We start from the raw sequence: 14,881 nt of genomic DNA, 5'->3' as shown, positions 1-14,881 counted from the left end.
CATTTTTTGCGGAATGAGGTTTTTCGTGTCTGTGTCGTCGACGCGACCCCTCGCTCTGTCGGTCGCCAGGCATTGATCTGGCCAACGCTCAAGGATCTGAAACGTGATTGGACGCTTGCGCGGCACACTGGCTGAAAAACAGCCGCCGCACCTGATTCTGGATGTAAACGGTCTGGGGTATGAGTTGGAGGTGCCCATGACCACGTTGTATCGCTTGCCGTCGGTCGGTGAACCGCTGACCTTGCACACCCACTTGGTCGTACGCGAAGACGCGCAGTTACTCTATGGTTTCGCCAGCAAGCGAGAGCGAGACTTTTTTCGCGAGTTGATCCGTCTCAATGGTGTCGGGCCAAAATTGGCGCTGGCGTTGATGTCGAGTCTGGAAGTCGATGAGCTGGTCCGTTGCGTGCAGTCCCAGGACACCTCGGCGCTAACCAAGGTGCCGGGCGTGGGCAAGAAGACTGCCGAACGCTTGCTGGTGGAACTCAAGGATCGCTTCAAGGCGTGGGAAACCGTACCGGCGATGTTCGCGCTGGTGCCAAACCAACCGGGCGGGCCGGACGCGTCAGCTCCAGTGGCTACCGCCGAAAACGACGCGGTCAGCGCGCTGATTTCCCTGGGCTACAAGCCTCAGGAAGCCAGCAAGGCGATTTCTGCGATCAAGGAGAAAGGCTTGAGCAGTGAAGACATGATTCGTCGTGCCCTGAAGGGAATGATTTAAGTGATTGAAGCCGATCGTCTGATTGCCGCCACCCCCGGTCCTCGTGACCGCGAGGAAGTCCAGGACCGGGCGATTCGTCCTGTCAGCCTGGCCGAATACATCGGCCAGCCGACTGTTCGCGAGCAAATGGAGTTGTTCATCCAGGCCGCGCGTGGGCGTAACGAGTCTCTGGACCACACGCTGATTTTCGGTCCGCCCGGTTTGGGCAAGACCACGCTGGCGAACATCATCGCCCAGGAAATGGGCGTGTCGATCAAGAGCACGTCAGGGCCGGTCCTCGAGCGTCCGGGTGATCTGGCCGCGTTGTTGACCAATCTTGAACCCCATGACGTGCTGTTCATCGACGAGATCCATCGCCTGTCGCCGATTGTCGAAGAAGTGCTGTACCCGGCCATGGAGGATTTTCAGCTCGACATCATGATCGGCGAAGGCCCGGCCGCGCGTTCGATCAAGCTTGATTTGCCGCCGTTCACCCTGGTGGGCGCAACAACGCGTGCCGGTATGCTGACCAACCCGCTGCGCGATCGCTTCGGCATCGTCCAGCGCCTGGAGTTCTACAGCACCGCGGACCTGGCAACGATTGTCAGCCGTTCGGCGAACATACTGGGCTTGCCGCTGGACCCGGAGGGTGCGTTTGAAATCGCCCGGCGTGCTCGCGGTACGCCACGTATTGCCAATCGCCTGCTGCGCCGGGTGCGCGATTTCGCCGAAGTTCGCGCCAAGGGGCACATTACCAAGCCGATCGCTGATCTCGCATTGAATCTGCTGGATGTCGACGAGCGTGGCTTCGATCATCAGGACCGGCGCCTGCTGCTGACCATGATCGAGAAGTTCGACGGTGGGCCGGTCGGGGTGGATAGCCTGGCCGCCGCCATCAGCGAAGAACGCCACACCATCGAAGATGTGCTGGAGCCGTACTTGATCCAGCAGGGCTACATCATGCGCACCCCTCGGGGGCGAGTTGTCACCCGGCATGCGTATTTGCACTTCGGTTTAAATATTCCGTCACGATTGGGTGAAATGCCCGTGGTAGACGAGTTCCTGGATGCCGTTGACGATTAATATCCTTTGCGCGCTGATATATTCGGCTTTTGTGCGGTCCCAGGACCGTACTTTTGCCGCAAAGCCGCAGATCAATGAAAAACAGTTGCCTGGCCGGATTGGCAACCTGAGGAGTAAGCACTAGAGTATGCGCGCGCAAAACGGGCTTGAGCCGTTCGTACATCGTTGTCGCGTTTATTACGAGGACACCGATGCGGGCGGCATCGTGTATTACGTCAATTACCTCAAGTTTATGGAACGGGCTCGAACCGAGCGGCTCCGGGATCTGGGCTTTGCCCAATCGGCGCTGGCAGGGGAGGACCTGTTGTTTGTCGTGCATTCCAGCGAAGCGCGTTACCACGCGCCGGCGCGACTGGACGACGAGCTTCTGGTAAGCGCTGAAGTAATCGAATTGAACCGTGTCAGCCTGCGCTTCAAGCAGCAGGTCAGGCGGGCTACGGATAATGTGCTGCTCTGCGAAGGGCAGTTTTTGGTGGCCTGTGTGCGCACTGAAAGTTTGAAACCCCGGGCCATTCCCGAAGCTCTACGAGCGGCCTTTGCCGACGTGAGCGGCGCGGGTACACACTCAAAGCAGGAGATAAAGCGTGGAAGCTAACGTCGTCGACCATTCCTCCATGTGGAGCCTGGTCAGCAATGCCAGTATCGTGGTGCAACTGGTAATGCTGATCCTGGTAGCCGCATCGGTCACCTCATGGATCATGATCTTTCAGCGCAGCAATCTGCTGCGCGCCGGTCGACGTGCCCTGGAGAGCTTTGAAGAGCGCTTCTGGTCGGGTATCGACCTGTCCAAACTCTACCGCCAGGCCGGCAGCAACCCTGATCCGGATTCGGGCGTCGAGCAGATCTTCCGGGCCGGCTTCAAGGAATTCTCCCGTCTGCGCCAGCAGCCAGGTGTCGATCCGGAAGCGGTCATGGAAGGCGTGGCCCGTGCCATGCGCGTTGCCATTTCCCGCGAAGAAGAGAAGCTCGAGCAGAGCCTGCCGTTCCTCGCCACCGTAGGTTCCGTCAGCCCGTACATCGGTCTGTTTGGTACGGTCTGGGGCATCATGAACTCCTTCCGTGGTCTGGCCACTGCCCAACAAGCGACCCTGGCCACTGTGGCGCCAGGTATTGCCGAGGCACTGATTGCAACTGCCATCGGCTTGTTCGCCGCCATCCCGGCCGTTATCGCTTACAACCGTTTTGCTGCTCGCAGTGAAACCCTGCTGGGCCGTTACTACACCTTCGCCGATGAATTCCAGGCGATCCTGCACCGCAAAGTGCACACCAGCGAAGAATAAGCAGGTAATTTCCAATGGCTTTAATCGCTCGAGCTCGCAAAAGCGCAAGCCGGTTGCCGAGATGAACGTGGTGCCTTACATCGACGTGATGTTGGTGCTGCTGGTCATCTTCATGGTGACCGCGCCGATGCTCAATCAGGGCGTGAAAGTTGATCTGCCCAAGGTTTCCAGCGAAGCCTTGCCGCAGGACAACAACACCCAGGTCCTGACCATTTCGATCAAGGCTGACAAGACCTACTACTGGAACCTTGGCAGCGAAGTCGACACCGAAAAGCAGCAGGACAAGGCCATGACCTTGCCGCAGATGACTGACGCGGTGACCAAGATCATTCGTGCCGGCACTGAAGGCGGCAAGCGCACTCAGGTGTTCATCCGCGGCGACAAGACCGTCGACTACGGTTCGGTCATGGGCGCCATGGGCGGGTTGCAGAAAGCCGGGGTCGGTAATGTTGGCTTGATTACCGAGGCGCCCTGATGCAGCAACAACGAGAGCCAACAGCCTCGGAAAGCTACTTCTGGCCTAGTGTCTGGGCGATTGGCTTGCACGTGCTGGTGTTCGGCATGCTGTTTGTCAGCTTTGCCTTCACGCCTGAGTTGCCGCCGGCCAAGCCAATTGTCCAGGCGACGCTGTACCAGCTGAAATCGAAAAGTCGGGCGACCACCCAGACCAATCAGAAGATTGCGGGTGAGGCGCAGAAATCTGCTGCGCGCCAGACCGAAGTCGAACAGTTGGAACAGAAGAAGGTCGAGCAGGAAGCGGTGAAGGCTGCGGAACAAAAGAAAGAAGAGGCGGCTCAAAAGGCCGAGGAAGCCAAGAAGGCTGACGAGTCGAAGAAAGCGGATGAGGCGAAAAAGGCTGATGAAGCCAAGAAAGCCGATGAAGCGAAGAAGACCGCCGAAGCCAAAAAGGCCGAAGAGAAACAATTGGCTGATATAGCCAAGAAGAAAGCCGAAGAAGAAGCCAAGAAAGCCGCTGAAGAAGAGGCCAAGAAAGAGGCCGCTGAAGAAGCGAAGAAGAAAATCGTCGAAGACGCGAAGAAGAAAGCCGCCGAAGACGCCAAGAAGAAAGCTGAAGCTGAAGAGGCGAAGAAGAAAGTCGCCGAAGATGCGAAGAAGAAAGCTGCTGCCGATGCTGCGAAGAAGAAATCGCAGGATGCAGCACGTAAATCCGCCGAAGACAAAAAGGCTCAAGCCCTGGCAGATTTGCTTTCCGACACGCCGCAGCGCCAGCAGGCCTTGGCGGATGAACAGGGTGATGAAGTCGCCGGCAGTTTCGATGATTTGATTCGTCTTCGTGCGGCGGAAGGCTGGGCTCGTCCACCTTCGGCACGCAAAGGTATGACAGTCGTGCTGCAAATCGGCATGTTGCCGGATGGTACGGTGACTTCGGCCAGCGTGGCCAAGTCCAGTGGTGACGGTCCGTTTGATGCGTCTGCTGTAGCGGCAGTGAAGAATATTGGACGTTTGACAGAAATGCAGGGAATGAAGCCGAGCGATTTTGCTCCGTATCGTTCATTCAAGATGACATTCACGCCTGAGGATTTAGCCCCGTGAGAAACCTTCTACGAGGAATGCTTGTCGCTATCTGCTGTCTGGCAGGGATGGCGATGGCGGATGAGAAAAACATTCTGGTCACCAGCGGCAGTGATCGGGCTACCCCGATTGCAGTCGTGCCGTTCGCTTTCCAGGGCGGCGCTGTGCTGCCAGACGACATGGCCGAAATCATCGGTAACGACCTGCGCAACTCGGGTTACTACTCGCCGATTCCAAAGCAGAACATGATCAGCTTGCCGAGCCAGGCCAGCGAAATCATTTTCCGTGACTGGAAGGCGGTGGGTGCCCAATACATCATGGTCGGCAGTATCGTTCCAGCGGGCGGTCGCCTGCAGGTTCAATACGCACTGTTCAACGTTGCCACCGAGCAGCAAGTACTGACCGGCAGCGTGTCGGGCAGTACAGATCAGCTGCGCGACATGGCGCACTACATCTCCGACCAGTCGTTTGAAAAACTCACCGGTATCAAAGGTGCGTTCTCGACTCGCCTGCTGTACGTGACGGCCGAGCGTTTCTCCGAGAAGAACACTCGTTACACGCTGCAACGTTCGGACTATGACGGTGCCCGTGCCGTGACCCTGCTGCAATCGCGCGAGCCAATCCTGTCGCCGCGTTTTGCGCCGGATGGCAAGCGCATCGCCTATGTGTCGTTCGAGCAGAAGCGTCCGCGCATCTTCATGCAGAACATCGACACCGGTCGCCGCGAGCAGATCACCAACTTCGAAGGCCTGAATGGCGCGCCAGCCTGGTCGCCGGACGGCAATCGCCTGGCGTTCGTGCTGTCCAAAGACGGCAACCCGGACATCTATGTGATGAACCTGGGTTCGCGTCAGATCTCTCGTGTCACCAACGGTCCCGGCATCAACACCGAACCGTTCTGGGGTAAGGATGGCTCGACCATCTACTTCACCTCCGACCGTGGCGGCAAGCCGCAGATCTACAAAACCAGCGTCGGTGGTGGCGGTGCGGAGCGTGTGACCTTCGTGGGTAACTACAACGCCAACCCTAAACTGTCGGCTGATGAAAAGACCCTGGTGATGATCCACCGCCAGGATGGTTTCACCAATTTCAAGGTGGCGGCCCAGGATTTGCAGCGAGGTAGTGTAAAGATCCTCACTGATAGCACTCTGGACGAGTCGCCTACTGTTGCGCCCAACGGCACCATGGTAATCTACGCCACCCGCCAGCAGGGCCGGGGAGTCTTGATGCTCGTGTCCATTAATGGACGCGTAAGGCTCCCGCTTCCTACCGCTCAAGGCGAAGTCAGAGAACCTTCCTGGTCCCCTTACCTGAACTGACGCGGCGCTACACGTTGTACTTAACACATTGGGGTTCATTAGGAGTTTCACGATGGAAATGCTGAAGTTTGGTAAATTTGCTGCGCTGGCTCTGGCCATGGCTGTAGCTGTAGGTTGCTCGTCCAAAGGCGGCGACAACGCCGGTGAAGGCGCAGTAGATCCAAACGCTGGTTATGGCGCAAACACTGGTGCCGTTGACGGTTCCCTGAGCGAAGAAGCTGCTCTGCGCGCTATCACCACTTTCTACTTCGAATACGACAGCTCGGACCTGAAGCCAGAAGCCATGCGCGCTCTGGACGTTCACGCCAAAGACCTGAAAGCAAACGGCGCTCGCGTTGTTCTGGAAGGCAACACCGACGAACGTGGTACTCGTGAGTACAACATGGCACTGGGCGAGCGTCGTGCGAAAGCCGTTCAACGCTACCTGGTACTGCAAGGTGTTTCCCCAGCTCAGCTGGAACTGGTTTCCTACGGCGAAGAGCGTCCAGTTGCTACCGGCAACGACGAGCAGTCCTGGGCTCAAAACCGTCGCGTCGAACTGCGTAAGTAATTCGTCATGCGAACGTGCCGTCGTGCTGTAACTGTCTTGGCTCTCAGTCTCGCACCGCTTGCGGTGTGGGCTGCGGTTCCTGTGGTCGATAACAACTCCGGTTATAACAATAGCGGGAGCAGTTATCCGCCTGCAGGTTACGGTACGAACGGCGCCTATGCCGGGGGAGGGGGTTTCGGCCCCTGTCTCGGCACAGGGCGAGCTGTTCAACCAACTGCAACAAATGCAGCAACAGATCGAGCGCCAGCAAGGCGCGATTGAAGTTCTGCAAAATGATGTAGCGCGCATGAAGCAAGAGAACCTGGAGCGATATCAGGATCTTGATCGGCGCATTGGAACCGGTGCTGCACCTGCCGCGACTCCTGAGAATTCTTCCTCCAGTGGTGATTTGAACGCCCCTGGTGCTGCCGTCGGCGCAAGTGCTGGAGCCGCTGCCGCTCAAGCACCTGCCGCGGGTAGCGAACCGGCTGATCCGGCGAAGGAAAAGCTGTATTACGACGCAGCCTTCGACCTGATCAAAGCCAAGGATTTCGACAAGGCCAGCCAGGCTTTTGCCGCATTCCTGCGCAAATACCCGAACAGCCAATACGCGGGCAATGCCCAGTACTGGTTGGGCGAAGTGAACCTGGCCAAAGGCGATCTGCAAGGTGCAGGTCAAGCGTTTGCCAAGGTTTCACAGTTGTACCCAAAGCACGCCAAAGTGCCTGATTCGTTGTACAAGCTGGCTGATGTAGAACGCCGCCTCGGTCACACCGACAAGGTCAAAGGCATTCTGCAGCAGGTTGTGTCGCAGTATCCGGGCACTTCCGCCGCTCAACTGGCCCAGCGTGATCTGCAAAAAATGTAAGGGCTGCTTGACCCGTTTCGAAGAAACCCGCGCTTGTCGCGGGTTTTTTCGTTAGAATTCACGCCCTTTTTATGAAACACGCTTTTTGGGATCTGCGCGGTGGCGGGGTTCCTTGAAGTGCCTGACGGAGGCGGACAGCCTGTTTAGCTGTTATGCCCGTGGCGACTATGCAAGACACATTGAGAATCACCGAAGTTTTTTACTCGTTGCAGGGTGAAACGCGGACTGCCGGGCTGCCCACTGTATTTGTGCGCCTGACCGGTTGCCCATTGCGTTGCCAATACTGCGACAGCGCCTATGCCTTCACGGGTGGAACCATCCGCCCGCTCGACGATATCCTCGAGCAAGTGGCCGGTTTTCGCCCGCGTTATGTGTGTGTCACCGGTGGTGAGCCACTGGCACAACCTAACGCCATCCCATTGCTCAAGCAGTTGTGCGACGCCGGTTACGAAGTGTCACTGGAAACCAGTGGTGCACTCGACATCTCGGCAGTAGATTCTCGGGTCAGTCGCGTTGTCGACCTGAAAACCCCGGGTTCGAAGGAAGCACACCGCAACCGCTACGAGAATATCGAGCTGCTTACACCCAACGACCAAGTGAAGTTTGTCATCTGCTCGCGGGAAGACTACGACTGGGCTGTGTCCAAGCTGATCCAGTACGGTCTTGATCGGCGCGCCGGTGAAGTCCTGTTTTCGCCAAGCCACCATGACCTGAATGCTCGGGACCTGGCGGACTGGGTCGTGGCGGACAACCTGCCAGTGCGTTTGCAATTGCAGCTGCATAAATATCTTTGGAATGACGAGCCGGGGCGCTGAAATGACTGAACAATCGAACACTGCTGAAAAACGTGCGGTCATCCTGCTGTCCGGTGGCCTGGACTCGGCGACAGTCGTGGCCATGGCTCGCGCCGAAGGTTACAGCTGCTACACCATGAGCTTCGATTATGGTCAGCGGTCTCATGCGGAGTTGCATGCCGCCGCACGCGTCGCCCGAGACTTGGGTGTGGTCGAGCACAAGGTGATCGGTCTGAACCTGAACGGCATTGGCGGCTCGGCACTGACCGACAGCAGCATCGACATACCGGAAGAGCTCGGCGAAGGTATTCCGGTGACCTACGTACCGGCACGCAACACGGTGTTTCTGTCGCTGGCGTTGGGCTGGGCGGAAGTGCTGGGTGCGCGTGACATCTTTATTGGTGTCAATGCGGTGGATTACTCCGGTTACCCTGACTGCCGTCCCGAGTTCATCGAGTCGTTCGAGCGCATGGCCAATCTGGCGACCAAGGCCGGTGTAGAGGGTAATGGCTTCCGCATTCAGGCGCCGCTGCAGAACCTGAGCAAGGCGCAGATCGTTGAGGCTGGCGTGAAGCTTGGCGTCAATTACGGGCTGACCGTTTCCTGCTATCAGGCCGACGATAACGGCCGTGCGTGCGGAAAATGCGACAGCTGCCGATTGCGTGCAGAAGGCTTCGCAGCGGCCGGAATCAGCGACCCAACACCTTATTTTTGATTTATTTCAAATTAGGTGTTGAATAGTCCTTAAAAATCAGTATTATACGCGCCACCACACAGCGGGTCGTTAGCTCAGTTGGTAGAGCAGTTGGCTTTTAACCAATTGGTCGTAGGTTCGAATCCCACACGACCCACCATTTTTGTAGCAGTTTTAAAAGTCTGGAAGGCCCACGCAAGTGAGGATTTCCGGATTTTTTTTTGCCTGCGATAAAGCAAGGACGAGCGAAACTGCGCGCACTGCGCAGTGGCGATGGATGAGTCCTTCAGCGAACTCTTGGTTAGGTTAGTGTTTCGTTCTGGCGGTGACCTGACTGCGTTGATACTCGATTTGCGGGCCACACGAGTCATTGACGAGGGCATCCTCAAAGACACCCTGTCTGACCCTGTCGCAGGCGCTGGAGCGCCTTCCAGGGCCTATATGTCTTTCGCTACCCCTTTGAACAACCCCTTCAGCTGTTGATTGCCCGCATCCACGAGATGGTTGTCATCAAAATACAAAGGAACGCCGTCCTTGGACCCCATGCAGTGTCCTTCCGGGCAAAGGTATGGGGCCGGGTCCACTACCGTCACGTTGCAACGCTTCGCAACTGCTTCAATTACGGCGATAGCGTTCCTGTTGCGCTGCTCATACTCATACAGCGGGATCGAAATGTCTGATGCCTGCTGGAATATCCGCCGATGCAGATTCAAGCCTTTGTAGACGCTGAAGGGCATTTCCGGAATCGGCTTCACGATATAAACCGGATGATTTTTCGCGATCGAGCAGACGACGTCGGAGTATTGCTCCGTGTAGGTCTCGACAAATGATGAAGCATCCAAGTGCTTCTGTTCAGGGAAGGAAATACGGTAGCTGTTGTTTCTGCTTGGGTCTGAATACAGTGCTGCCCTGCTGAATAGCACCACAGGGATGCCCTGGTACGACCTTTTCAATACTTCCAGTTTTTCATGATTGAACGCTTGGCATTGGCTTTCCAGCTCTTTGTCTCGCATTGCGAAGTTTTGCAGGGGAGGGCAGCCGCCGCGAGCCCAGGACAATGCGGCCTGCTTGTTCTCCATCTGGACAGCCGCAGCCGTAGATTGAGCATGACTGTCGCCAAATAGGATGACCGACACTTCACCCGTCCCGAGTTTGCAATCGGCGGCGGCAAAGTTGTTGGGGTAGCACTCCTGCGGGTACAGCTTGCTGGTGTATTCGGGCTGCCCCAAGTCGACAAATGCAAACCGCACGGCCGGGTAGTTCTTCACTACCGAAGACGTTATGGCTGACAAGGCAACCACCCCCACTGCGTATGACGCGAATTTGAGGATCGTTGCTGGCGCAGACGTAATCTTCTTCACCTTCGACTCAATCAGGTAGAACGACAGCGCACCCAGCACGAACGAAAGAACAATCGCCCCCACAATGTGCGGCACGCTCGTCAGCAAGCCACAGCTATAGAGAAACACCACCAACGGCCAATGCCACAGATAAACGGAGTAAGAGATTTTTCCGGTGAATTGCAGAGCCTTGTGGTTGCTGAAAACTGATTGAGTATTCCCGTAGATCACCAGCGCTGTGCCTAAGACCGGGAGCGCCGCAAGATACCCAGGCCAGAGATCCTGCTCAGAAAAGCAGAACACACTGGCCAGAATTGCCAGTAACCCGAGTCCCTCGCAAACCGTGCTGTTGCGCTTGCCGAGTTGAAGGGGAACAGAAATACCAGTCCCCCCCGCGATCAGCTCCCAGGCACGGGTCGGCAGCATGTAGAACGCAAAAACGGGATTGGCCTTCGTCACAAGGATGGACGCGCCAAAGGACATCAAGGCCAGTATCACCAGTGCATAGGTGGTCTTGCGGGCACCGAAGCATTTGTACAGCGCCATGAGCAGCACGGGGTAGAGCATGTAGAACTGCCACTCAACTGACAGCGACCAGGTATGCAGCAGCCAGTTCTCGTGCAGCGGGGCATCGAAATAGCTCCCGCCTTTGGCAAACATGAAATTAGAGCTGAAGAGCAAGCTGCTTTTGATCGTTCTGATGGTGTCCCGGTAGTCGTCAGGGGTAGAAACGCGAAGCCGAACACCAATAGCGCAACGCACAGAGCCAATAGTGCCGGAACAATTCGGCGTGCTCTTGATGCGTAGAACCCGAGGAGCGAGAAATTTTGTTTTTGAAGGCCGGTAAAGATGATTCCGGTCATCAGGAAGCCGGATATGACGAAAAAGACGTCAACCCCCGCAAACCCCCCGCCGAACCCTTCGATCTCGAAGTGGAAAAGCACTACGGATAGGACGGCAAGCGCTCGTAACGCATTGATATTTTTGTGAAATTGCATTTTATTCCCGCTATCACATCCCTATTGGCAGGGGGCATTGTAGTGGCCGTGTTTACTGATTTGTACATTCTCACTACAAATCTATTTGCCTGTGAGCATGGGTGTAGAGCACGCGGGGTGGTGCAGGTCAGAATCATCTTTTGCATCCGCGGGATATTCTGTAGCCTTGCGCATCTTCAACGCTGTCCGTGCCTGTTGAATACTCACTTTCCCGGCGGTACCCAGTAGGGTCCGGAGCCGGGTGTATACTCGACTTTCGCGCAAATGCGCCTGCAGGTCTTGCGAACATGACGCAGATTTCCGAACGCCTTTTGGTTCAGGCTCACCTCGATGCCAAGCAGCCCAAACCGCTGACTGCCGAGGAAGAGGCCTATTACCGTGCCGCCATCGCCGCCGAGCTCAAGGCTCAGAACGCGGTGCTGGTTGCCCACTTCTATTGCGATCCGGTCATTCAGGCATTGGCTGAAGAAACCGGTGGATGCGTCTCCGACTCGTTGGAGATGGCCCGCTTCGGCGCCGCACATCCGGCCAAAACCGTGGTGGTCGCCGGTGTGAAGTTCATGGGTGAAACCGCGAAAATCCTCACTCCTGAAAAACGTGTGCTGATGCCCACCCTCGAAGCGACGTGTTCGCTGGACCTGGGTTGCCCGGTGGACGAGTTTTCGGCGTTCTGTGATCAGCACCCGGAACGCACCGTCGTGGTGTACGCCAATACCTCGGCGGCAGTCAAAGCCCGGGCGGATTGGGTGGTGACCTCCAGTTGCGCACTGGAAATCGTCGAAAGCCTGATGGACAACGGCGAGACCATTATCTGGGGCCCGGACAAACACCTGGGCACCTACATTCAGCGCCAGACCGGTGCAGACATGCTGCTGTGGGACGGTGCCTGCATCGTTCACGAAGAGTTCAAGTCCAAGCAGCTTGAAGACATGAAGGCGCTGTACCCCGAAGCCGCGATTCTGGTGCACCCGGAGTCCCCGACCTCGGTGATCGAACTGGCGGATGCCGTCGGTTCTACCAGCCAGTTGATCGCGGCGGCGCAGAGCCTGCCAAACAAGACTTTGATCGTCGCCACCGACCGCGGCATTTTCTACAAAATGCAGCAGCTGTGCCCGGACAAGGTCTTCATCGAAGCGCCAACGGCCGGTAACGGTGCCGCGTGCCGCAGTTGCGCACACTGCCCGTGGATGGCAATGAACACGCTTGAGCGCCTGCTGAAGAGCTTGAAAGAGGGGGCGAATGAGATCTTTGTCGATCCTGCGCTGATTCCGCAGGCGATTCGCCCGTTAAAGCGCATGCTCGACTTCACTCAGGCTGCGCGAATGAAGCTGGCGGGTAACGCCTGATTCGCTGGCCGCTAAAAAAAACGCCCCGATTTGGTCGGGGCGTTTTTGCATCTGGTGGTCTACTTGGTTTTTTTCGGAATCTGTACGAGCTGAGTGTTGGAGTACATGTCATGCCAGCTGCGTTTCTGCTTGTCGAACAGCGACCAGTAAAAACCCAGCCCCAGACATAGCCAGGACGCTATCGACACTACAAACCGCAACAGCGCCTGCCACAGGCTGATGGACGAGCCGTCGACGTTCTGTACGCGGATGCACCACACCTGCATGCCCAGTGTCTGGCCAGACCAGGTCCAGAACTTGGCGAAAAAGCCGAACAGTACAAACAGCAACACCGTCGAGAGCAATGGATCGCCGTCCAGCGCGCCGGCTTCGGTCAGGGTGCGCATTTTTTCTTCGCCAAGGATGGCCATCTGGATCATCTTGTAAATGCCGCTGGTGACGATCAGCAGGGCGGTACACAACAGAAAGTCATAGAACATCGCTGCCATGCGACGACCCAGGGGGGCGGTGGGGAAGTCGCCCTGGGGGTTGAGCAGGTGTTTCGACATGGCAGCCTCTGGGCAGAAAAAAGAAGCCATTTTACGGATTTACGCGCACAAAAAAGCCCCTGATGTCAGCATCAGGGGCTTTTTCGTTACAGAAGATTAACCTTCTGCTTGAACCTCGTCAGCCTGCATGCCTTTCTGGCCTTGCACGGCAACGAAAGTCACTTTCTGGCCTTCTTTCAGGCTCTTGAAGCCGTTGCCCTGGATGGCGCGGAAATGTACGAACAGATCCGGACCGCTTTCAGGAGTGATAAAACCAAAACCTTTCTCGTCGTTAAACCACTTGACGGTACCGCTCTGACGTTGGGACATTTCTTATTTCCTTTGACGCAAAAATTAATGACAGTCTCCTTCTCGTGAAAGAGTACTGGGGCTGGTTGCAGGAGAGTAAGAAGACGTCGAACGGGATGTAGCTAACTTGTAGGCTACTGCCCAGGTCACGATTCCAAGCGACCCATGCAAACACAGTGGACAAACTCTACGCCAACTACGGGAGAAAAAACAAGCCCCGTTAGAGGCCCGGTTTTGCTCAGGTTGAGCGCACTAGTCGATCCACTAAAGCCTTCTTATTCTATGTCGCTGCTCAATTGTTTTAGAACGTTATAAGCAGCGTTCATAAGCGAAGCTTATTGGTAATGACATGCACTATTTTATGGCGGTTGCGTTACACATTAGTGCACTGTTAACGCAACCGCGTTACTTATAGAAACAGTCAATCAGCCGCGATAGTAGCGTTGTGCAACAAATGGCATTTTGCTTACAAGCAAAGGCACCTTTTTCCCACGGACAATCGCCCATGCGGGTGTGTCGATGGCGATGTAGGCGCTGTCGAGGTAACCCATGGCCAAAGGACCTGCCAGGGTCGGGCCAAAACCGCCGCTGCATACGGCGCCGATGATGTCGCCAGCCTCGTTGACGATTTCCGCACCCTCACGCACAGGCGTGCGTTCCTGAGGCAGCAGGCCTACGCGCTTGCGGCTGACGCCACCTTGTTGTTGCGCGAATACGGTTTCAGCGCCAGGGAAGCCGCCGGCCCGCGCACCATCGGCACGACGCGGCTTGGAGATGGCCCACAGCAGGCTCGCTTCGATCGGGGTGGTCTCGGTGTTCATGTCGTGGCCGTAGAGGCACAGGCCGGCTTCCAGGCGCAGCGAGTCGCGCGCACCCAGGCCGATGGCGGCGACTTCTGGTTCGGCCAGGAGGGCGCGTGCCAGGGCTTCGGCATTGGCGGCCGGTACGGAGATTTCGAAGCCGTCTTCACCGGTGTAGCCCGAACGGCTGACGAAGCAGTCCACGCCCAGCAATTTCACGCGGGTGAACTGCATGAAGGTCATCTTCGCCACTTCAGGGGCCAGGCGCGCAAGCACGGTGACTGCGGCCGGACCTTGCAGGGCCAGCAAGGCGCGTTCTTCGAACAGAGGCTCAATGGTGCATTGCTCGCCAATGTGCTTGCGCAGGTGCGCCAGGTCCTGATCCTTGCAGGCTGCGTTGACCACCAGGAACAATTCGTCGTTACCGAGGTTGGCGACCATCAGGTCGTCGAGAATGCCACCGGTTTCATTGGTGAACATCGCGTAGCGCTGCATGCCCACCGGCAGGTCGATGATGTCCACCGGCACCAGGGTTTCCAGGGCCTTGGCGGCATTGGCGCCGGTCAGGCGGATCTGGCCCATGTGCGAGACATCGAACAGCCCGGCCTGATCGCGGGTGTGCTGGTGTTCTTTCATTACGCCAAGCGGGTATTGCACTGGCATGTCATAGCCGGCGAACGGCACCATGCGCGCGCCGAGTTCGATGTGCAGGGCGTGCAGCGGGGTTTTCAGCAATTGTTCGGTGGACATATTCAGCTCCT

General features: G+C 56.9%; 16 protein-coding genes, 1 tRNA gene and 1 pseudogene. 13 read left to right on the top strand and 5 right to left on the bottom strand.

Annotated elements, in window-relative coordinates:
* Positions 1–103 precede the first annotated feature (103 nt).
* The 12 genes and pseudogenes from ruvA (at position 104) to AB4N76_RS07405 (ending at position 8,960) form a co-directional block, all read left to right on the top strand.
* Positions 104–721, top strand: a complete 618-nt coding sequence (gene ruvA / locus AB4N76_RS07460) for a Holliday junction branch migration protein RuvA (RefSeq protein WP_046032062.1) — start codon at positions 104–106, stop codon at positions 719–721.
* Positions 722–1,783 (top strand): Holliday junction branch migration DNA helicase RuvB, encoded by a 1,062-nt coding sequence (gene ruvB, locus AB4N76_RS07455; RefSeq protein ID WP_008027785.1) that lies wholly within the window; start codon positions 722–724, stop codon positions 1,781–1,783.
* 127 nt (positions 1,784–1,910) lie between these two features.
* The gene (gene ybgC, locus AB4N76_RS07450; RefSeq protein WP_007945841.1) at positions 1,911–2,378 is read left to right on the top strand and encodes a tol-pal system-associated acyl-CoA thioesterase; all 468 of its coding nucleotides are present in this window, start codon (positions 1,911–1,913) and stop codon (positions 2,376–2,378) included.
* Positions 2,368–3,063 carry a protein TolQ gene (gene tolQ, locus AB4N76_RS07445; RefSeq protein ID WP_008147369.1) on the top strand — a complete coding sequence of 232 codons (696 nt, stop codon included), beginning with the start codon at positions 2,368–2,370 and terminating at the stop codon, positions 3,061–3,063. Before ybgC ends, tolQ begins: the two co-directional genes overlap by 11 nt.
* Before the next feature lie 61 nt (positions 3,064–3,124).
* Positions 3,125–3,538 (top strand): protein TolR, encoded by a 414-nt coding sequence (gene tolR / locus AB4N76_RS07440; RefSeq protein WP_460164327.1) that lies wholly within the window; start codon positions 3,125–3,127, stop codon positions 3,536–3,538.
* Complete coding sequence (gene tolA / locus AB4N76_RS07435; protein WP_046032061.1) at positions 3,538–4,617, top strand: cell envelope integrity protein TolA; 1,080 nt, start codon at positions 3,538–3,540, stop codon at positions 4,615–4,617. The genes tolR and tolA overlap by 1 nt, the downstream gene beginning before the upstream one ends.
* A gap of 17 nt (positions 4,618–4,634) precedes the next feature.
* Positions 4,635–5,915, top strand: a complete 1,281-nt coding sequence (gene tolB, locus AB4N76_RS07430; protein WP_263295831.1) for a Tol-Pal system beta propeller repeat protein TolB — start codon at positions 4,635–4,637, stop codon at positions 5,913–5,915.
* A 52-nt stretch (positions 5,916–5,967) separates the two neighbouring features.
* The gene (gene pal, locus AB4N76_RS07425; RefSeq protein ID WP_003178634.1) at positions 5,968–6,465 is read left to right on the top strand and encodes a peptidoglycan-associated lipoprotein Pal; all 498 of its coding nucleotides are present in this window, start codon (positions 5,968–5,970) and stop codon (positions 6,463–6,465) included.
* Between the two features lie 6 nt (positions 6,466–6,471).
* Positions 6,472–7,312 (top strand): annotated as a pseudogene (gene ybgF, locus AB4N76_RS07420) (tol-pal system protein YbgF).
* Between the two features lie 167 nt (positions 7,313–7,479).
* On the top strand, positions 7,480–8,127 hold the full coding sequence (gene queE / locus AB4N76_RS07415; protein ID WP_046032066.1) for a 7-carboxy-7-deazaguanine synthase QueE: 648 nt from the start codon (positions 7,480–7,482) through the stop codon (positions 8,125–8,127).
* 1 nt (position 8,128) lies between these two features.
* Positions 8,129–8,821 (top strand): 7-cyano-7-deazaguanine synthase QueC, encoded by a 693-nt coding sequence (queC, locus tag AB4N76_RS07410; RefSeq protein ID WP_046032058.1) that lies wholly within the window; start codon positions 8,129–8,131, stop codon positions 8,819–8,821.
* Positions 8,822–8,884: 63 nt separating this feature from the next.
* A tRNA-Lys gene (locus AB4N76_RS07405) sits at positions 8,885–8,960 on the top strand.
* Positions 8,961–9,237: 277 nt separating this feature from the next.
* On the opposite strand, the gene AB4N76_RS07400 is transcribed toward AB4N76_RS07405, so the two are convergent.
* Together AB4N76_RS07400 and AB4N76_RS07395 are read right to left on the bottom strand one after the other, a co-directional pair.
* Positions 9,238–10,746, bottom strand: coding sequence for an acyltransferase family protein (locus AB4N76_RS07400; RefSeq protein WP_460164598.1), 1,509 nt, complete (start codon positions 10,744–10,746; stop codon positions 9,238–9,240).
* The gene (locus AB4N76_RS07395; RefSeq protein ID WP_460164326.1) at positions 10,635–11,138 is read right to left on the bottom strand and encodes an acyltransferase family protein; all 504 of its coding nucleotides are present in this window, start codon (positions 11,136–11,138) and stop codon (positions 10,635–10,637) included. The genes AB4N76_RS07400 and AB4N76_RS07395 overlap by 112 nt, the downstream gene beginning before the upstream one ends.
* 287 nt (positions 11,139–11,425) lie before the next feature.
* On the opposite strand from AB4N76_RS07395, the gene nadA reads away from it, so the two are divergent.
* Positions 11,426–12,484 carry a quinolinate synthase NadA gene (gene nadA / locus AB4N76_RS07390; RefSeq protein ID WP_046032056.1) on the top strand — a complete coding sequence of 353 codons (1,059 nt, stop codon included), beginning with the start codon at positions 11,426–11,428 and terminating at the stop codon, positions 12,482–12,484.
* A 59-nt stretch (positions 12,485–12,543) separates the two neighbouring features.
* Here the strand turns inward: nadA and AB4N76_RS07385 are convergent, their stop codons facing one another.
* The 3 genes from AB4N76_RS07385 to gcvT form a co-directional block, all read right to left on the bottom strand.
* Positions 12,544–13,032: an RDD family protein gene (locus tag AB4N76_RS07385; protein ID WP_077431378.1), complete on the bottom strand. Its 489-nt coding sequence runs from the start codon at positions 13,030–13,032 to the stop codon at positions 12,544–12,546.
* A gap of 96 nt (positions 13,033–13,128) precedes the next feature.
* The gene (locus AB4N76_RS07380; protein ID WP_007934683.1) at positions 13,129–13,341 is read right to left on the bottom strand and encodes a cold-shock protein; all 213 of its coding nucleotides are present in this window, start codon (positions 13,339–13,341) and stop codon (positions 13,129–13,131) included.
* A gap of 404 nt (positions 13,342–13,745) precedes the next feature.
* Positions 13,746–14,870 (bottom strand): glycine cleavage system aminomethyltransferase GcvT, encoded by a 1,125-nt coding sequence (gene gcvT / locus AB4N76_RS07375; protein WP_460164325.1) that lies wholly within the window; start codon positions 14,868–14,870, stop codon positions 13,746–13,748.
* Between the last annotated feature and the right edge of the window lie 11 nt (positions 14,871–14,881).

The organism is Pseudomonas sp. S2_F03 (assembly GCF_054668335.1).
Note: the sequence above shows the minus strand (reverse complement) of the source record. Positions and strands in the feature narration are given on the sequence as shown.